This is a genomic window from Streptomyces synnematoformans, from assembly GCF_039531005.1.
GTDB classification, from domain to species: Bacteria; Actinomycetota; Actinomycetes; order Streptomycetales; family Streptomycetaceae; genus Streptomyces; species Streptomyces synnematoformans.
In genome coordinates, this window is sequence record NZ_BAAAPF010000032.1 from 17467 (window position 1) to 36295 (window position 18829).

Annotated in this window: 17 protein-coding genes; 6 read left to right on the forward strand and 11 right to left on the reverse strand. The window is 75.8% G+C overall.

The annotated features are described in order from the left end of the window. Positions 1–74: 74 nt before the first annotated feature. On the forward strand, positions 75–968 hold the full coding sequence (locus ABD317_RS08565) for a helix-turn-helix transcriptional regulator (RefSeq protein ID WP_344289189.1): 894 nt from the start codon (positions 75–77) through the stop codon (positions 966–968). 37 nt (positions 969–1005) lie between these two features. Next, the gene (locus ABD317_RS08570; protein ID WP_344289190.1) at positions 1006–1368 is read left to right on the forward strand and encodes a cytidine deaminase; all 363 of its coding nucleotides are present in this window, start codon (positions 1006–1008) and stop codon (positions 1366–1368) included. 48 nt (positions 1369–1416) lie between these two features. On the opposite strand, the gene ABD317_RS08575 is transcribed toward ABD317_RS08570, so the two are convergent. Beyond that, positions 1417–2532: a PfkB family carbohydrate kinase gene (locus ABD317_RS08575; protein WP_425582311.1), complete on the reverse strand. Its 1116-nt coding sequence runs from the start codon at positions 2530–2532 to the stop codon at positions 1417–1419. Between the two features lie 101 nt (positions 2533–2633). Beyond that, positions 2634–3464, reverse strand: coding sequence for an SAM-dependent methyltransferase (locus tag ABD317_RS08580; protein WP_344289191.1), 831 nt, complete (start codon positions 3462–3464; stop codon positions 2634–2636). A gap of 214 nt (positions 3465–3678) precedes the next feature. Between ABD317_RS08580 and ABD317_RS08585 the strand changes: the two genes are divergently transcribed. Both ABD317_RS08585 and ABD317_RS08590 read left to right on the forward strand, forming a co-directional pair. Beyond that, a complete protein-coding gene (locus ABD317_RS08585) occupies positions 3679–4275 on the forward strand; it encodes a redoxin domain-containing protein (RefSeq protein WP_344289192.1) in 597 nt (198 codons plus the stop codon). 6 nt (positions 4276–4281) lie between these two features. Next, positions 4282–5175: a cytochrome c biogenesis CcdA family protein gene (locus tag ABD317_RS08590; RefSeq protein ID WP_344289193.1), complete on the forward strand. Its 894-nt coding sequence runs from the start codon at positions 4282–4284 to the stop codon at positions 5173–5175. A gap of 134 nt (positions 5176–5309) precedes the next feature. On the opposite strand, the gene ABD317_RS08595 is transcribed toward ABD317_RS08590, so the two are convergent. From ABD317_RS08595 to hrcA, 7 genes are all read right to left on the reverse strand, one after another. Next, entirely contained in the window at positions 5310–6215 is a 906-nt protein-coding gene (locus ABD317_RS08595; RefSeq protein WP_344289195.1) for a ribonuclease Z, read from the reverse strand. 17 nt (positions 6216–6232) lie between these two features. Continuing rightward, positions 6233–6592 (reverse strand): histidine triad nucleotide-binding protein, encoded by a 360-nt coding sequence (locus tag ABD317_RS08600; RefSeq protein ID WP_344289196.1) that lies wholly within the window; start codon positions 6590–6592, stop codon positions 6233–6235. Between the two features lie 85 nt (positions 6593–6677). Then, positions 6678–9986, reverse strand: coding sequence for a S41 family peptidase (locus ABD317_RS08605; RefSeq protein WP_344289197.1), 3309 nt, complete (start codon positions 9984–9986; stop codon positions 6678–6680). A gap of 179 nt (positions 9987–10165) precedes the next feature. After that, positions 10166–10924: a 16S rRNA (uracil(1498)-N(3))-methyltransferase gene (locus ABD317_RS08610; RefSeq protein WP_344289198.1), complete on the reverse strand. Its 759-nt coding sequence runs from the start codon at positions 10922–10924 to the stop codon at positions 10166–10168. Beyond that, positions 10921–12015: a nitronate monooxygenase gene (locus ABD317_RS08615; protein WP_344289199.1), complete on the reverse strand. Its 1095-nt coding sequence runs from the start codon at positions 12013–12015 to the stop codon at positions 10921–10923. The genes ABD317_RS08610 and ABD317_RS08615 overlap by 4 nt, the downstream gene beginning before the upstream one ends. A 202-nt stretch (positions 12016–12217) precedes the next feature. Beyond that, entirely contained in the window at positions 12218–13351 is a 1134-nt protein-coding gene (gene dnaJ, locus ABD317_RS08620; RefSeq protein ID WP_027753343.1) for a molecular chaperone DnaJ, read from the reverse strand. Continuing rightward, entirely contained in the window at positions 13352–14377 is a 1026-nt protein-coding gene (gene hrcA, locus ABD317_RS08625) for a heat-inducible transcriptional repressor HrcA (RefSeq protein ID WP_027753344.1), read from the reverse strand. It lies immediately after the preceding gene. A gap of 146 nt (positions 14378–14523) precedes the next feature. On the opposite strand from hrcA, the gene ABD317_RS08630 reads away from it, so the two are divergent. Next, positions 14524–15228, forward strand: a complete 705-nt coding sequence (locus ABD317_RS08630) for an MBL fold metallo-hydrolase (protein WP_344289200.1) — start codon at positions 14524–14526, stop codon at positions 15226–15228. Between the two features lie 61 nt (positions 15229–15289). Further along, the gene (locus ABD317_RS08635; RefSeq protein ID WP_344289201.1) at positions 15290–16117 is read left to right on the forward strand and encodes a DUF3097 domain-containing protein; all 828 of its coding nucleotides are present in this window, start codon (positions 15290–15292) and stop codon (positions 16115–16117) included. Between the two features lie 418 nt (positions 16118–16535). On the opposite strand, the gene hemW is transcribed toward ABD317_RS08635, so the two are convergent. Continuing rightward, positions 16536–17795, reverse strand: a complete 1260-nt coding sequence (gene hemW, locus ABD317_RS08640) for a radical SAM family heme chaperone HemW (protein WP_344289202.1) — start codon at positions 17793–17795, stop codon at positions 16536–16538. Between the two features lie 123 nt (positions 17796–17918). Then, on the reverse strand, positions 17919–18829 hold a 911-nt coding region (locus tag ABD317_RS08645; protein WP_344289204.1), incomplete at its 5' end, for a PP2C family protein-serine/threonine phosphatase.

The following is an 18829-nucleotide window of genomic DNA, read 5'->3' on the forward strand; positions in this document are numbered from 1 at the left end:
GGCGGCCCGCGGTTGGCCGGGGAGCGGGAACTTATCCTGGTGGCCGTACCACCAGCTACGGACGAGGGGGATCGATGGCAGCGACCGTCACGCCGTCCGGGGGCGGCATGAGGTCCCGCCGGCACCGTGAGCTGCGCGAGTTCCTGATGACCCGGCGGGCGCGGGTGAGCCCGGCCGAGGCGGGGCTGCCGGACGGCGGCGCCCGGCGCCGCACGCCGGGGCTGCGCCGCGAGGAGGTCGCGGTGCTCGCGGGCGTGGGCGCCAGCTGGTACCAGTGGCTGGAGCAGGGACGGGACATCACGGTCTCCCCGCAGGTGCTCGACGCGGTGGCGCGGGTGCTGCGGCTGGGCGACGTCGAGCGGCGGCACCTGTACGTGCTGGCCGGGCTCAACCCGCCGCCGCGGACGGCGGAGTACGCCCCGGACCATCTGTGCGACGGGCTGAAGCGGGTCATCGACAGCTGGATGCCGCTCCCGGGGCACATCATGGACGCCTACTGGAACACGATCGCGTACAACGACGCGGCGGCCGTGATCTTCGGGATGCGGCCGGAGATCTCCGAGAACTGCCTGGTCAACTTCTTCACCGACCCCGTGTACCGGGCCCGTTCGACGCGCTGGGCGCAGACGGCGCCGATCGTGGTCGCCGAGTACCGGGCGGCGATGGCGGAGCGGCTGGACGACGAGGGCTTCCGGCTGGTCGTGGACGAACTGGCGGAGCGGAGCGAGGAGTTCCGCGAGCTGTGGAGCAGCGGGGACGTGGCCGCCGCCGGGCAGACGGCGAAGGAGGTCGAGCACCCGCTCGCGGGCACGCTGTTCCTGGAGAGCACGCATCTGCAGCTGCCGGCCCGCCCGGATCTGACGATCGTGCTGCACAACGCGGCGGAGGGCACGGACACCGCGGAGAAGCTGCGGTGGCTGGCGTCCCCGGAGGGGCGCCGGGAGGGCCTGCGCAACATCGCGGGCTGAGGGGTGGCCCCGTGGGCGGGGGCGGCCGGGGGTTCGTATGCTCGCCGGTATGAGCGAGAGCAGCCCGCTGGACCCCGAGGACCGCAAGATCGTCACCCTGGCCCGCAGCACCCGCGCGCGCAACGCCGTGCCGGAGGGCGCGGCGGTGCGGGACGGCACCGGCCGTACGTACGTCGCCGGCACCGTGGCGCTGGACTCCCTGCCGCTGACGGCGCTGCAGACGGCGGTGGCGATGGCCGTCGCCAGCGGCGCCACCTCGCTGGAGGCCGCGGCGGTCGTCACCGAGGCCGCGGCCCCGGCGGACGCGGACCTGGCCGCCGTCCGCGACCTCGGCGGCCCGGGCACCCCGGTCCTGCTGGCCGGTCCCGACGGCGAGGTGCACACCACGACCCGCACCTGACCGGGCCCCGGGGTCCGGCCCGGCGCGGGCGCCGAAACCCGCCGCTCCCTACGGGGCCGCCCGCTCCGGGCGGAAGCCGATCGTCGGGACCGCGCGGCGCAGCGGCCAGCGGCGGGGGGCGCAGGGCGTGATGCCGTCCAGGAACGCGTACCGGGCGAGGGCCTGGGGGTCCTGTTCCTCGACCGTGCGTACCCGCTCCCACCAGGCCGCCACCTCCGTCCAGCCCGGCGCCGACTGCGAGCCGCCGAACTCCTGCACCGACAGCGCCGCCGTCAGCCCTGCCAGCGCCAGCCGGTCGGCCAGCGGGTAGCCGGCGAGCGACGTGGCGACGAAGCCGGCGACGAACACGTCCCCGGCGCCGGTGGTGTCCAGGGCGGTCACGGATATCGCCGGCACCTCGGCGCTCTCCCCCGTTGCGCCGTCGACCGCGTACGCCCCGTCGGCGCCCATCGTGACCACCACCACCGGCACGTGCGCGGCGAGCGCGTGGGCGGCCGCGCGCGGCGAGTCCGTCCCGGTGTAGCGCATGGCCTCGGCGGCGTTCGGCAGGAACGCCTCGCAGTGGGCCAGCTCCGGTATCTCCGCCAGGTCCCAGCGGCCGGTGCCGTCCCAGCCGACGTCGGCGAAGACGCGGCTGCGGTGCCGCGCGGCCTGCGCGATCCACGGCTGCCGGCGGCCCGGGTCGAGGGAGGCGACGCAGGCGCGGCTGGCCGGCGGGCAGCTCGGGGGCTCGTCCGGGGGCGGCGCCTCGTGGCCGTGGGAGACCATGGTGCGCTCGCCGTCGTACGCCATGGAGACGGTCACCGGCGAGTGCCAGCCGCGGCACGTGCGCGACAGGGACACGTCGATGCCCTCGCCGGCCAGCGCCTCCTGGCAGTGGTCGCCGTAGACGTCGTCGCCGAAGGCGGCGGACAGCGACGTGCGCAGGCCGAGGCGGGCGAGGGCCGTCGCCATGTTCGCCACCCCGCCGGGGCTGGAGCCCATGCCGCGGGCCCAGGACTCCGTGCCGCGGACGGGCGCGCTGTCCAGGCCGGTGAAGACGATGTCGAGGAAGACCGTCCCCGTCAGATACACGTCGATGGCCGGATCCGCCGGGTCGCGCACGTGCTTCAGCGGGTCCACGGCCGCGGGCGACGGGGCAGGCGGGCCGGTGGGCGTGGTCACCTGGGGCCTCCCTCCTGACTCCGGCCGGACCCTCTCTGTCCGGTCTGTCCGGCTGAAATCAGTCTGCCTCAGCCCACTGACAACGGCCCTCCGCGGACGCGTCAGTGCTTGCGGGCGACGCCGCAGTAGTGTGCGACGTCGGCGCGCGTGCCGACCTGCGGAGCCTCCTCCGGGGCCGGGCGCCAGCGGGGGCAGGAGACGACCCCCGGCTCCAGCAGCTCCAGTCCGGCGAAGAGGGTTTCGACCTCGGCGGCCGAGCGGATGACCAGCGGGGAGCTGCCGCGCCCGTTCCAGTGCTCCGCCACCTGGTGCATCGCCTCCGTGTCGACCTCCGTCGTCGGGTGGGAGACCACCAGATAGCTGCCCGGCGGTACCGCGTCCATCAGCCGGCGGATGACCGCCCGCGCCACCTCGATGTCGGGCATGTGGTTCACGATGCCGAGCATGGTGACGGCGACCGGCCTGGTGAAGTCCAGCGTGTGTGCCGCGCTCCGCAGGATCTCCCGCGGATCGTGCACGTCCGCCTCGATATAGGCGGTGGCGCCCTCCGGAGTGCTCGCGAGCAGGGCGCGGGCGTGCGCGAGGACCAGGGGGTCGTTGTCCACGTAGACGACCCGGGCGTCGGGGGCGGCGCGCTGGGCCGCCTCGTGGGTGTTGTCGGCCGTGGGCAGGCCGGTGCCGATGTCCAGGAACTGCCGTATCCCCAGCTCGCCGGCGAGCAGCCGGACGGAGCGGCTGAGGAACAGCCGGTCCTCACGCGCCGACCTGACCAGGGCGGGGGCCATGGCGAGCATGTCGTCCCCCGCCTTGCGGTCGACGGCGTAGTTGTCCTTGCCGCCGAGCCAGTAGTTCCACACCCGCGCCGAGTGCGGCACGGTGCTGTCCACCCGGGAGTGGGGGTCGAGGTCGTCGTTCGGGGAGCGCTCGTGCATCGCGGTGACTCTCCAGGCGTCGGAATGTGTGTGCGTGACCATATGCGACGACGGCCCGGGGCGCGCGGCGGAGGCACCGGTTCGGCCGGAGCACCCCCGCGCAGCCGGCTCACGGACGCCGTGGCCCGACGTCACTCATCCGTAAGAAAAGATGTGCTGCCCTCCCGGGCTCCGCGGGCTACCTTCACCACCGAGACGACACAGAGGAGTCCCCTTGCGCGCCCGTACGCTTCTCCCGGCCACCCTGGCCGCCGCCCTGCTCGCTCTCGCCGGATGCGGCGACAGCCAGGACCCCGCGCGCGCCGACGACGCGGGGTCCTCCCCCTCGGCGGCTCCCTCCTCCGCACAGCCGCCCGACGACGGCGGCAACGACGACGGCGACAGCGGGGGGCCGGCGGCGGAGGTGCCCGAGGCGCTGGCCTTCACCGGGACCACGGTGGGCGGCGACCCGTTCGACGCGAAGACGCTCGCGGGCAAGCCCGTCGTGCTGTGGTTCTGGGCCCCGTGGTGCACGGTCTGCCAGGGCCAGGCCCCCGAAACCGCCGAGGTCGCAGCCGAGTTCGAGGGCAGGGCCCACGTGCTCGGCGTGGCCGGACTCGACAAGCGCGACGCCATGCAGGGCTTCGTCACCGACACCGGGGTCGGCGCCTTCCCGCATCTGGCCGACGAAACCGGGGACATCTGGAAGAAGTTCGAGATCACCGAGCAGAGCGTCTACGTGATCCTCGACAAGGACGGCGAGACCGTCTACGAAGGGGTGCTCCCCGGCGGCGACGGCCTGGCGGAGAAGCTCTCCGACGTCACCGGCTGAACCGGCATGGCCGACCTGCCGCTCGCCCTCGCGCTCGGCGCCGGGATGCTCGCCGCCGTCAACCCGTGCGGCTTCGCCCTGCTGCCCGCCTACCTCTCCCTCCTCGTCCTCGGCGACGACGCGCCCGGCCGCACCGTCGCCGTCGGTCGCGCCCTCGCCGCCACCGCGGCCATGACCGCCGGCTTCGCCGCCCTCTTCGGCGTCTTCGGCCTCGCCGTCCAGCCCGTCGCCGGACAGGTCCAGCGGCACCTGCCCTGGTTCACCATCGCGTTCGGCCTGCTCGTCGCCGCCGCCGGAGCATGGCTGCTCGCCGGCCGCCAGCTGTCCGTCCTCGCCCCGAAACTCCGGCGCGCACCGAAGCTGAGCCGCTCCCTGCCCTCAATGGTGCTGTTCGGCATGGCCTACGCCACCGCGTCCCTGGGCTGCACCATCGCCCCCTTCCTCGCCATCGTGGTCTCCGCCTTCCGCAGCGGCAGCACCGCGGAGGGCGTCGCGCTGTTCGCCGCCTACGCCGCCGGGATGGGACTGATCGTCGGTGCGGCCTCGCTCAGCGTCGCGCTCACCCGCACGACCGCCGTCACCCCCCTGCGCCGCCTCGGCGCCTCCACCCCCCGGATCGGCGGCGGAGTGCTCCTCGTCGTCGGCGCCTACGTGGCGTACTACGGCTGGTACGAGATCCGCACCAGGGACGACCCCGGCACCACCGACCCCGTGATCGACGCGGCCGGCACCGCCCAGCGGGCCCTCACCGACGCCGTGGACGCCGCGGACCCGGCGGCGGTCGCCGGGCTCTGCGCCGCACTGCTCGCGGCGGCCCTGCTCGTCCGCACCCGTCGCCGCGCCCGCCGTCCCGCCCGTACGGAGACGGGGGCGGGCCCGGCGGCCGACCCCGCGGCCTGACCCGTGGGGGGCAGACGCTCCTTCTCGCCCTGCGGCGCGCACGAAGGTGGCGTGGGTGTCGCGCACGGTGCTCCCGCCGCACAGGGGACGGCGGGAGCACCGCGTCCCGCACGGGCCCCCGCGCCGTGCCGCCCTCACCGCCGCGGCGGCACCGGCACCCGCCCCAGGTCCGTCGCGACCGTCAGCGGCCCCGCGTAGCCCGCCTCCCGCGCCTCCCGCGCGAAGTCCGCCGGGTCCGGGTAGCGCTGCGAGAAGTGCGTGAGCACCAGGTGCCGTACGCCCGCCGCGACCGCCACGCCCGCCGCCTGGGCCGCCGTCAGGTGCCCGTACTCGACGGCCAGCGCGGTCTCCGTGCCCAGGAACGTGGACTCGATGACCAGCAGGTCCGCCTCCTCGGCCAGCGCGTACACGCCCTCGCACAGCCCGGTGTCCATGATGAACGCGACCCGCTGCCCGCGGCGCGGCTCCGACATCTCCTCCAGCCGCACGCCCCGCAGCGAGCCCTCGCGCTGCAGCCGGGAGATGTCCGGGCCCGCGATGCCCGCCCGGGCGAGCCGGCCGGGGAGCATGCGACGGCCGTCCGGCTCGACGAGGCGGTAGCCGTACGCGTCCACGGGGTGGTTCAGCCGGCGCGCCTCAAGGGTGTACGCGGGCGTGACGGCGGCCACGCCGTCCCCGTCGACCGGGCCCGCCTCGATCTTCGCGGTCTCCCGGTACGCACTCGCGTACCGCAGCCGCTCGTAGAAGTGCCGCCCGCTGGCCGGGAAGTGGACGGTGACGGGGTGCGGGACGCGGTCGAGGTTGATGCGCTGGACGACGCCGGGCAGGCCGAGGCAGTGGTCGCCGTGGAAGTGGGTGACGCAGATGCGGTTCAGGTGGTTCGCGGCCACGCCGGCGCGCAGCATCTGGCGCTGGGTGCCCTCGCCGGGGTCGAAGAGGATGCCGTCGCCGTCCCAGCGCAGCACGTAGCCGTTGTGGTTGCGCTGCCGGGTGGGGACCTGGCTGGCCGTGCCGAGGACGACGAGTTCGCGGGCGGACACCGCCGGGGAGACCGGGGCTACCCGGGCGGCCAGTTCAGGCCGCGGCCGCCGAGCACGTGCGCGTGCACGTGGAAGACGGTCTGGCCGGCGCCGGCGCCGGTGTTGAACACGACGCGGTAGCCGGTGGCGACGACCTTGTCCTCGGCGGCGACCTCGGCGGTCTCGCGCAGCACGTCGGAGATGAGCTGCGGGTCGGCGGCGGCGAGGCTGCCGGCGTCCGGGTAGTGGGCCTTGGGGATGACCAGGACGTGGGTGGGCGCCTGCGGATTGATGTCGCGGAAGGCGATCGTCGTGGCGGTCTCGCGGACGACGGTCGCGGGCACCTCCCCCGCGGTGATCTTGCAGAACAGGCAGTCGGCCTGCGGCTCCCCGGCCATGTTCCCGGCCTCCTTCGGACGAGTCGGGCGGTACGGGCCGCATGGTACCCCGCGGCCCGTACCCGGTGCCCCGCCGCTGCTCCGGCTACTCCGCCTGCTGCCCGTGGTCCGCCTGGTCCGCCCGCTGGCCCGGCAGTTCCGGCGGCGCCGCCGCCGGGCTGCGCTCCAGCGCCTCCAGCGCCAGCCGCACCGCCGTCTGCAGCTGCGGGTCGCGGCCCTGCGCCCAGTCCTCCGGGGTGAGCTGCACGTCCACGTCCGGCTCGACGCCGTGGTTCTCCACGTCCCAGCCCGGGCCCTCCATCCAGATGGCGTACTTCGGCTGCGTCACGAGCGTGCCGTCGACCAGCCGGTAGCGGCTGTCGATGCCGACGACCCCGCCCCACGTCCGCCGCCCGACGATCGGGCCGATGCCCAGCGCCCTGATGGCGGCGCTGACGATGTCGCCGTCGGAGCCGGAGAACTCGTTGGCCACGGCGACCACCGGGCCGCGCGGTGCGTCCATCGGGTAGCTGACGGGCCGCATGCCGCGGCCCGCGTCCCAGCCGACGATGCGCCGCGCCAGCTTCTCCACGACGAGCTGCGAGGTGTGCCCGCCGCGGTTGTCGCGGAGGTCGACCACCAGGCCCTCGCGGGCGACCTCGACGCGCAGGTCGCGGTGGAGCTGCGCCCAGCCGGGGCCCTGCATGTCGGGCACGTGGAGGTAGCCGAGGCGGCCGTCGGACGCTTCTCTTACAGAGGCGCGCCGGCCGGCGACCCAGGCGTGGTAGCGCAGCGGCTCCTCGTCGGCGACGGGGACGACCACGGCGTGGCGCACGTCCCCGCCGTCCGCGGGCAGCACGCTCAGCTCGACGGGCTTGCCCGCCGAGCCCACCAGCAGCGGCGCGGGCCCGGCCAGCGGGTCCACGGGCCGGCCGTCGACGGCGACGATCGCGTCGCCGGGCCGGACGGCGGCGCCCGGCGCGGCCAGCGGGGAGCGGGCGTGGGGGTCGGAGGTCTCGGCGGGCAGGATCCGGTCGACCCGCCAACGGCCGTCGTCGGCCCGGGAGATGTCGGCGCCGAGAAGCCCCTGCCGCCGCTCCGTGCCGGCCGCGGCCGCGCCGCCGCCGGGGGGCACGACGTACGCGTGCGACGTGCCCAGCTCGCCCTGCACCTCCCACAGCAGGTCGACCAGGTCGTCGTGGGTGGCGACGCGCTCCAGCAGCGGGCGGTAGCGGTCCAGCACGCCGTCCCAGTCGACGCCGCCGAGGTCGGCGCGCCAGAAGTTGTCGCGCATCAGCCGGCCGGCCTCGTCGTACATCTGCCGCCACTCCGCGGCCGGGTCGAGCAGCTGCCGTACGCGGCTGAGGTCGACGGTGACGTTGTCGCCGTCGCCGTCGTCGGCGTGGCTGGGCTTGCGGTCGGCGGGGACGACCTTGAGCTTGCCGTCGGTGCGCAGCAGGATCCGCTTGCCGTCGCCGGTGACGGTGAAGCCGTCGGCGTCGTCGGCGAGTTCCTCGACGCGCTGCTTGCCGAGGTCGTAGCGCTCCAGCCGGGTGCCGGGCCCGTCGTCGTCAGGGCCGGCGGCGTCGGCGCCGAGGACGCCGCGCAGCGGGTGGACCAGCCACAGGAGGCCGCCGTCCGCCGCGCGCAGTGTCGAGTAGCGGGCGGCTTCGACGGGGAAGGGCAGGATGCGGTCGGCGAGGCCGTCGAGGTCGATGCGGGTGACCGGCGGGGTGTCCGGCGAGCCCGGGTCGTCGCCGTCGTCGGAGCCGCCGCGCTCCGGGGCCCGGCCGTGGCGCTGCGGGCCGAACGGCGAGGGGGTCTCGGCGGCGAGCGTGATCAGGTGCGGGCGGCAGGCGTACGGGAACGACAGGTCGAAGACGTGGCTGTCGTAGACCGGGTCGAAGGCGCGCTCGGAGAGGAACGCCAGGTGCTTGCCGTCGGCGGTGAACGCCGGGGAGTAGTCGCGGAAGCGCAGCGGCGTGGCCTCGGCGACGGACAGCCCGTCGGTGGTGGCCAGCCGCAGCTGACGCAGCTCGCCGGGCCCCGGGTGGGACCAGGCCAGCCAGGCGGAGTCGGGCGAAAACACCAGCCCGCCGACGTCGCCGTACTCGCTGGCGTCGACCTCCCGCACCTCGCCGGAGGCGCGCTCCACGAGCAGCACCCGGCCGTCGTGCGCGGCGACGGCGACGCGGCTGCCGTACGGCGCGACGGCCAGCCCGGTAACGCGGCCCAGGCGCCCCGCGGCGACCCGGCGGGGCGGGGCGCCGGCGTCGCGGCCCGCGGCGGGAATGAACTCCAGCGCGTCCTCGCCCTCGGCGTCGGTCACCCACACGACGTGCTCGGCGCCCTCGGCGCGGAACACCCGCGGCAGCCGGGCCCGTACGCCCGGCTCGGCGGCCAGCGCGCGGGCGGGCCCCTCCCGGTGGGTCACCCAGTGCAGGGTGCCGCGGATCTCGACGGCGCTGCCGCGGCCGGTGTGGTCGGGGCGGGCAGCGCCGAGGTCGCGGCGGGGGCGCAGCGGGCGGGGGCGCAGGTCGGTGCGCTGGCCGCCGAGGCGGATGTCGACGCGGCGCGGCTCGGTGCCCTCGGCGAGGTCGTCGAGGAGCCAGAGTTCGCCGGCGGCGGCGTAGACGACGCGGGTGCCGTCGGTGGCCGCGTGGCGGGCGTAGAAGCCGCCGAGGGGGGTGTGGCGGCGGGGCGTGGCGAACGCGTCGGGCGTGTCGGACGCCTCGGGCGCATCGAGGGCTGAGAGGTCCACCGAGTAGAGCGCGCCGGTGCCCTCGTGGTCGGAGAGGAACGCGAGCCGCCCGCCGGCCCACACCGGGCACTCGGCGTTGCCGAGGAGGGCGTCGAGGCCCGCGGGCCGGGTGAACTCCGCGTCGGCGGCGGTGCGGAGCCACAGCCGGCCGGCGGTGCCGCCGCGGTAGCGCTTCCAGTACGCCGCCTCCCGGCCTATGGTCGCCGTGAGCAGCGCGACGCGGCCCTCCGGCCCGTACGCGACGTCGCCGACGGGCCCGAACGGCAGCGTCTGCGCGGGGCCGCCGTCGGGCGGCACGGCGCGGGCCCAGGTGCGGCGCAGGGAGTACTGGCCGTGGGTGGTGAGGGCCAGCACGTCGCCGTCGGGCGTCCAGCCGCGTACGGAGGTCTTGCCGCTGCCCCAGTACGTCAGCCGCACGGGCGCGCCGCCGTCGAGGGGCGCGGTGAGGACCTCGGGGGCGCCGTCGCGGGTGGAGGTCCAGGCGACGCGGGTGCCGTCGGGCGCTATGCGGGGGTGGTCGACCGGCATGTTGTCGGCGCTCACCCGCCAGGCGCGGCCGCCGTCGAGGGGCGCGGCCCAGACGTCGTCCTCTGCCGTGAAGGTGATCAAGTCGCCGTGCAGGTGCGGGAATCGCAGGTAAGCAGGCTGAGTCACGTCGATCATCCCATCATGCGGAGGCGGCGCTCACCACCGCTTTGCGGTGCGGTGTGACCTTCGTCCCGTACCCGATGGGAACATACGGGGGCGTACCGTCGAACAACCGGGGAAAACCCCTTCGACAGCGGCGTGCGGGACGTCCGGATCCGGGCATACGGAACCTCCGCCGCGGGCGGTCAGGACCACCGGCCGGTGGCGGCGAGCACCACGGCGCCGGCCGCGGTGCCGGCGGTGGAGGTGCGCAGCACGGTCGGCCCCAGCCGGTACGCCCCGGCGCCGGCGCCCTCGAACGCGGCCAGCTCCGCCGGCGTGACCCCGCCCTCGGGGCCGACCACCAGCACGACCTCCCCCGTCCGCGGCAGCGCCGCACCGGCCAGGGGCGCTGTGCTCTCCTCGCCTTCCTCGTGCAGCACGGCGGCGAACGCCGCGCCCGCGAGGAGCGGCAGCAGCTCCTTCGTCGAGTGCAGCCCGGCGACCTCGGGGAAGCGCAGCCGGCGGGCCTGCTTGCCCGCCTCGCGGGCGGTGGCGCGCCACTTGGCCAGGGACTTCCGCCCGCGCTCTGCCCGCCACTGCGTCACGCACCGGGAGGCCGCCCACGGCACCACCGCGTCCACCCCGGTCTCGGTCATGGTCTCCACGGCCAGCTCGCCGCGGTCGCCCTTGGGCAGGGCCTGCACGACGGTCAGCCGCGGCCGCGGCGCCGGCTCCTCGCGCACCTCGGCGCACGTCACCAGCAGCCGGTCGGGGCCCGTCACGCCGGTCACGGTGCCGTACGCGCCGCGGCCGGCGCCGTCGGTGAGCACGACGTCCTCGCCGGCGCGCAGCCGCCGCACGGACACCGCGTGCCGCCCCTCGGGCCCGGTCAGCGCCAGCACCGCGCCGGGGCGGGCGTCGGCGAGCAGGTCGGGCTCCGCGACGAACACGGGGGCGGTCACAGCATGCCGTCCGAGGCGTCGCCGGCGGGCTTGGCGGCGCCGCTGAGGGCGTCGGCCAACTCCCTGGCCAGCACCTCCACCAGCTCGGCGGCGGGCAGTTCACGCGCCAGCCGGTAGCCCTGGCCGGCCCACAGCGCCATGCCCTGCGGGTCGCCGACGCGGGCGGCGGCGGCGCGCAGCGGGGAGGTCAGGTGGTGGACCTGGGGGTAGGCGGCGGGGGCGTACGGGCCGTGTTCGCGGACGAACCGGTTGACCAGCCCGCGGGCGGGGCGGCCGGAGAAGGCGCGGGTCAGCTCCGTGCGCGTGAACACCCCGCCGCTGACGGCCCGTTTGTGCAGCGCGCTGGCGCCCGACTCGGGGCAGACCAGGAACGCGGTGCCCAGCTGCGCGGCGGCGGCGCCGGCGGACAGCACCGCGGCGATCTGCCCGCCGCGCATCAGCCCGCCGGCGGCGATCACGGGCACGTCCACCGCCTCCAGCACCTCGGCGAGCAGCGTGAGCAGCCCGCGGCCCACCCGGTCGTCGCGCGGGTCGTTGCGGAAGCCGCCCTGGTGGCCGCCGGCCTCGACGCCCTGCACGCACAGGGCGTCGGCCCCGGCGGCCTGCGCCCGGCGCGCCTCGACGACGTTGGTGACGGTGACGACGGTGTACGTCCCGGCGCGGGCGAAGGCGTCGAGCACGGCCGGCGGGGGGCAGCCGAAGGTGAACGAGACCAGCGCCACCGGCTCGTCGAGGAGGATGGCCACCTTGGCGTCGAAGGCGTCGTCCGTGCCGGCGTCGGCGTCGCCAAGACCGGTGCCGTACCACTCGACCTCGCCGGCCAGTTGCTCGGCGTACGCCTCTATCTGGGCGGGGTCCGGCGGGGCGGGGGGCTGGGGCAGGAACAGGTTGACCCCGAAGGGGCGGTCGGTGACGGCCCGGAGCTGGCGGATCTCCTCGTACATCGCCTCCGGCGTCTTGTACCCGGCGGCGAGGAACGCCAGGCCGCCGCCCTCCAGCACGCCGGCGGCGAGCTGCGGGCAGGATGCGCCACCGGCCATGGGCGCCTGCACGATCGGGAAGGTGAAGAGATCGTTCAGCTCGGTGGGCATGGCTCAATCCTGTCATGCAGCTCGGACACCGACGGCCCGCTCCGATCATGGAATCCGCACGTCTTCACGCGCCCGGGACGGTGACGTCCCACCCACCGCGCCCGCCACCCGGGCCGCACCGGCGGCGGCCCGGCGGGCGCCCCGGCGACAGCCCGCCGGCACGGCCGGCACCGGACGACACCGCCGACACCGGCCGCCGCCGCTAGCGTCCGCTCCAGGCGTCCTTCAGCCGCGAGAACAGCCCCTGCTGGCCCGGCTTGAACTGGCCCTGCGGCCGCTCCTCGCCGCGCAGCTGGGCGAGTTGGGTCAGGAGCCGCTCCTGCTCCACGTCCAGCTTCTGCGGCGTCTCGACCTCGACGTGGACGACCAGGTCGCCCCGGCCGCCGCCGCGCAGGTGCGTGACGCCGCGCTGGTGCAGCGGAATGGCCTGCCCCGACTGCGTGCCCGGACGGATGTCGACCTCTTCGAGCCCGTCGAGGGTCTCCAGGTTGACCTTCGTGCCCAGCGCCGCTGCCGTCATCGGGATCGTCACCGTGCAGTGCAGGTCGTCGCCGCGGCGCTGGAAGATCGGGTGCGGCAGCTCGCGGATCTCCACGTACAGGTCGCCCGCCGGGCCGCCGCCCGGGCCGACCTCGCCCTTGCCGGCGTGCTGGATGCGGGTGCCGGTGTCGACGCCCGCGGGGATCTTGACCGTCAGGCTGCGCCGCGAGCGCACCCGGCCGTCGCCCGCGCACTCGGGGCACGGCGTGGGCACCACGGTGCCGAAGCCCTGGCACTGGGGGCAGGGCCGGGAGGTCATGACCTGGCCCAGGAACGAGCGGGTGACCTGGGAGACCTCGCCGCGGCCCCGGCACATGTCGCACGTCTGCGCCGACGTGCCGGGCGCCGCGCCCTCGCCGCTGCAGGTGCCGCAGACGACCGCGGTGTCGACCTGGATCTCCTTGCTGCCGCCGAACGCCGCCTCCTCCAGCTCGATTTCGAGCCGGATCATGGCGTCCTGGCCGCGGCGGGTGCGCGAACGCGGCCCGCGCTGGCCCTGGGTGCCGAAGAAGGCGTCCATGATGTCGGAGAGGTTGCCGAAGCCGCCGGCGCCGAAGCCGCCGGCGGCGGCGCCGTTCTGCGACAGCGGGTCGCCGCCGAGGTCGTAGACCTGTTTCTTCTGCGGGTCGGAGAGGACCTCGTAGGCGGCGTTGATCTCCTTGAACCGCTCCTGGGTCTTCGGATCCGGGTTCACGTCCGGGTGCAGCTCGCGCGCGAGTCTGCGGAACGCCTTCTTGATCTCCTCCTGCGAGGCGTCGCGTCCGACGCCGAGGACCGCGTAGTAGTCCGTGGCCACTTATGACTCCGCCAGGATCTGTCCGACGTACCGTGCCACTGCGCGTACCGCTCCCATCGTTCCGGGGTAGTCCATGCGGGTAGGTCCGACCACGCCGAGCTTCGCGACCGCTTCACCGGTGTCGCCGCCTGAACCGTATCCGACGGAGACGACCGAGGTGGAGGTGAGCCCCTCGTGGTCGTTTTCGTGGCCGATACGCACCGTCACGCCCGGTTCCTTCGCCTCACCCAGCAGCCTGAGGAGCACCACCTGCTCCTCCAGTGCCTCCAGCACGGGCCGGATGGTGAGCGGGAAGTCGTGGTCGAAGCGGGTGAGGTTGGCGGTGCCGCCGATCATCAGCCGTTCCTCGGTCTCCTCCACCAGCGTTTCGAGCAGCACCGACAGCACGGTCTGCACCGTGCCGCGGTCGTCCGCCGGGAAGGACTCGGCCAGGTCCGCCACCAGCCGCGGCACGTCGCCGAAGCGGCGGCCCACGACGCGGCTGTTGAGCCGGGCCCGCAGGTCGGCGAGGGAGTCCTCGCTGATCGGCGCCGGGCAGTCGATCACCCGCTGCTCGACCCGGCCGGTGTCGGTGATGAGCACGAGCATGACGCGCGCGGGGGCGAGCTGCAGCAGCTCGACGTGGCGCACCGTCGAGCGCGTCAGGGACGGGTACTGCACGACCGCCACCTGCCGCGTCAGCTGCGCGAGCAGCCGCACCGTGCGCCCGACGACGTCGTCGAGGTCGACGGCGCCGGACAGGAAGTTCTGGATGGCCCGCCGCTCGGGCGCGCTGAGCGGCTTGACGTCGGCGAGCTTGTCGACGAACAGCCGGTAGCCCTTGTCGGTGGGGATACGGCCGGCGCTGGTGTGCGGCTGGGCGATGTACCCGTCGTCCTCCAGGGCCGCCATGTCGTTGCGCACCGTCGCCGGGGAGACGCCCAGGTGGTGCCGCTCGGTGAGGGCCTTGGAGCCGACCGGCTCCTCCGTGCCCACGTAGTCCTGGACGATGGCGCGCAGCACTTCGAGCCGACGCTCGCTGAGCATGCTGCCCACCTCCGCACTCGGTGTCCTGTCCGTCCGGCCGTGCCGCCGCTGGCACTCGACGGCGGGGAGTGCCAGGGTCCGGGGCCAGTGTACGGCCGGGTACGGCGGCTCAGGCAAGGCGGCCCGTCACGGTATAGCGTCGAGGCATGGACGGCGGATGGGAAGAGCCGGCGCCGGACGTCGTACGGTGCCGCCTGCCCCGCTGGGACGCGACCGCGGGCGCGGTGGCCGGGCCGGCGGGCGTGCTGCTCATCGACACGGGCGCCTCGCTGCGCCAGGGCGCGGAGCTGCGCCGCCGGGTACGGGACCGCTTCGGCCGCCCCGTGACGCACATCGCGCTCACGCATCCGCACTTCGACCACGTGCTCGGCACCGCCGCCTTCGCCGGGGCCGAGGTCCACGGCCCGGCGGGCATCGCCGCGCGGCTGCGCGGGGCGGGCCGGGAAGAGCTGCGCGCGGACGCCGTACGCCACGGTCTTGACCCCGACGCGGCCGCGGAGGCCGCCGACGTCCTGGTCGCCCCGCGGCACGCGGTCTCCGGCACGTACCCGCTGGACCTCGGGGGCGGCCGGGAGGTGCTGCTCGTCGAGCTGGGCGCGGCGCACTCGGCGCACGACATGGCCGTGTACGTCCCGGGGCGGCCGGCCGTCGTCTTCTGCGGCGACCTGGTCGAGGAGTCCGGCCCGCCGCAGGCGGGGCCGGACGCCGCCCCGGCACGGTGGCCGGCGGCGCTGGACCGGCTGCTGGAGCTGGGCGGCCGGGCGGCGGTGTACGTGCCGGGGCACGGGGCGCTCGTCGATGCGGAGTTCGTGCGGGCCCAACGCGACGAGCTGGCGCGGCGCGTGGGGTAGCGCGGGTGCCCGCCGCCGTGCGGCGCGCTTGCCGTTGCGCGGCGTGTCGTAGTCTCGCCCCGTGCGCCGCTACGACCCCGATCTCACGCCCCCCTGGAAGAAGCCGCGGCAGCCCGCCCCGGAGGTGCCGGCGGAGCCGGACCTCGTGGTGGAGGAGGTGGGCACCGGCTTCTGCGGAGCGGTCATCCGTACGGAGAAGACCGCGGAGGGTCCGACGGTGACCCTGGAGGACCGCTTCGGCAAGCACCGGGTGTTCCCGCTGACGCCGCGCGGCTTCATGATCGACGGCAGGGTGGTCACGCTGGTCCCCCCGGGCCGCTCCCCCGCGCCGGCCGGCCCGCTGCTGTCCGCCTCCGGCTCGATCGCGGTCCGCGACCACACCGCGCGCGTGGCCCGCGCCGGCCGCATCTACGTCGAGGGCCGCCACGACGCGGAGCTGGTGGAGCGGGTGTGGGGGCACGACCTGCGGGTCGAGGGCGTGGTGGTGGAGTACCTGGAGGGCGTGGACGACCTGCCGGCGGTGGTGTCCGCCTTCGCCCCCGGCCCGGACGCACGGCTCGGGGTGCTGGTGGACCACCTGGTACCGGGCACGAAGGAGTGGCGCATCGCGGAGTCGGTGACAAGCGACCACGCCCTGGTGGTGGGGCACCCCTACGTGGACGTGTGGGAGGCGGTCAAGCCCGCGTCCGTGGGCATCGCGGCCTGGCCGCGGATCCCGCGGGGCGAGGACTGGAAGACGGGCGTCTGCCGCGAACTGGGCTGGCCGTCGGACACGGGAGCCGCCTGGCGCCGGATCCTGGGCTCGGTACGGACGTACCGGGACCTGGAGCCGGCGCTGCTGGGCCGAGTGGAAGAGCTGATCGACTTCGTCACCCTCCCGGCAGGCTGAGCCCCTGCGGGGGGCTGGGGGAGAGCCCCGCGGGGGCCGGGCGCGGCGCGGCCCAGAGGGGGCCGGGGACACAGCCCACGAGTCCGGGCCGGAGCCCGCAGGGGTCCGGGCAAGGCCCGGTGGGCCGGGGCGAAGCCCCAGAGGAGCCCAGGCTGAGAGGACCGGGCCAAAGCCCCGTGGCGGCCGGGGCGCGGCCCGAGGGCGGAGCCCCGCAGAGTCCCGGGGCGCAGCCCCGGGAGGGCCCGTGGGGCGCGGCCCGGAGCGCCGGGGGCGCAGCCCACAAAGGAGCCCGGGCTCAGGGGCCGGGGCAAAGCCCCGAGGCGGCCCGGGCGCAGCCCCGGGGAGCCTCGGGGCTCCGGGGGGCTCGGGGGCGCAGCCCCTGAGTTCGGGGAGGGGCGGGGTTGGGGGACGAGCCCCCTCAGTCCACCAGGTCCCGCACCACCGCGTCCGCCAGCAACCGCCCCCGCAACGTCAGCACCCCCCGCCCCGCCGCGTAAGGACCGCGCTCCAGAAGGCCGTCCCTTACCGCCCGCTCCGCCGCCTCCGCCCCCGCCGGCCGCAGCAGCGACAACGGCACGCCCGCCGACAGCCGCAGCTCCAGCAGGATCCGCTCCACCCTGCGGTCCTCCGCCGTCAGCACCTCGCGCCCCGCCGCCGGCGACCGCCCCGCCGCCAGCGCCTCCGCGTACGGCGCCGGGTGCTTGACGTTCCACCAGCGCACCCCGCCGACGTGGCTGTGCGCCCCCGGGCCCGCACCCCACCAGTCCGCGCCGGTCCAGTACAGCTCGTTGTGCCGGCACCGCGCCGCCCCAGCGCCGTCCGCCCCGGCGCCGGCGCCCGCGGCGCCGCCGTCCGTCGCCGCCCAGTTCGAGACCTCGTACCACTCCATCCCCGCCGCCGACAGTGCCTCCTCCGCCATCAGATACCGGTCCGCGTGCACGTCGTCGTCCGTCGGCGGCACCTCGCCGCGCCGGATCCGCCGCGCCAGCTGCGTGCCCTCCTCGACGATCAGCGCGTACGCCGACACGTGGTCCGGCCCCGCGCCGAGCGCCGCCGCCAGCGACGCCCGCCAGTCGTCGTCGGTCTCGCCCGGCGTGCCGTAGATCAGGTCCAGGTTGACGTGCGCGAACCCCGCCGCCCGCGCCTCCGCCACACACGCCTCCGGCCGGCCCGGGGTGTGCGTGCGGTCCAGCACCCGCAGCACGTGGTCCCGCGCGCTCTGCATGCCGAACGAGATCCGGTTGAACCCGGCCTCCCGCAGCTCCGCCAGATACGCCGGGCCGACCGACTCCGGGTTGGCCTCCGTGGTCACCTCCGCGTCCGCCGCGAGGCCGAACTCCGAGCGGATCGCCGCCAGCATCCGCCCCAGGTCCGCGGCGGGCAGCAGCGTGGGGGTGCCGCCGCCGAAGAACACGGTCTCGACCTCGCGCGGATCGTCGCCGAGGACCTTGCGCGCGAGGCGGACCTCCTCGGCGAAGGTGGCGGCGTAGTCGTCGCGGGAGGTGCCGCGCAGCTCGGCGGCGGTGTAGGTGTTGAAGTCGCAGTAGCCGCAGCGGGTGGCGCAGTACGGGACGTGGGCGTAGAAGCCGAGGGAGCGGTCGGCGGCGCCGGCCAGCGCCTCGGGGGGCAGCGTCCCGGCCGCGGGCGCGGGCTCGCCGTCGGGCAGTACGGAGGGCATGGGGCCCATTGTCCCCCGCCCCGCCGGAAACCCCGGCGGCCCGGCCCCGCCGCCGGACCGGCCCGTCACCGGCTCCGAACCCGGCCCCGTCACCAGCGCCGCCACCGGCCCACGCGCCCGGTCTCAGTACCCGCCCGCGTCACTCACCCGCGCCTGCAGCACCATCATCGCCAGGTCGTCCCGCGGCGGCACCGGCGCGAAGTCGTGCACCGCCGTCCTGATCCGCTCCGCCACCGCCGCCGCACCGAGCCCCGTGCAGCGGGACAGCGCCTCCGCCAGCCCGTCGCCGTCGTCGAACAGCCGGTCCCCGTACCGCCGCTCCGTCACCCCGTCCGTCACACACAGCAGCGTGTCGCCGGGCTCCATGTCGAACGACTGGCTGTAGTACTCCGCGTCGTCCAGCACGCCGAGCAGCAGCTGCGCGTCGGCCGCCGTCCGCACCCCGCCGTCGCTGCGCAGCAGCAGCGGCAGCGGGTGCCCGGCGCTGGCCACGGTGCAGCGGACGCCGCCGCGGTCCTGCTCGTACGGCACCAGCTCCCCGTACAGCAGCGACAGGAACCGCGCCTGCTCCGGCGGCAGCCCGAACGCCGTCGCCGCCTCCACCGCCTCGAAGGCGTGCTCCACGAGCGTGCGGTTGAGCCCGGCGAGCACGTCGGCGACGCCGTAGCCCTCCCGGGCCAGCAGCCGCAGCACGGGCCGCGCCATGCCGGTGACGACCGCGGCCTCGGGGCCCTGGCCGCAGACGTCGCCGAGCGCGAAGCACCAGCGGTCGCTGCCGCTGGGGAACAGGTCGTAGAAGTCGCCGCCCGCGGCGGCGCCCTCGGCGGGCTCGTACACGACGGCCGTGTCCATGGCCGGCATCTCCGCGATGCCGCTGGGCAGCAGCCCGCGCTGCAGCACCTCGCTGATGGTCACCTGGCGGGTGTACTGGCGGGCGGCGGAGACGGCGTGCGCCACGCGGCGGGCGAAGTCCGTGACGACGGCGGCGACGTCCCCGCCGATCCGGCCGGGGCCGGCGCGGCCGAGGAGCAGCG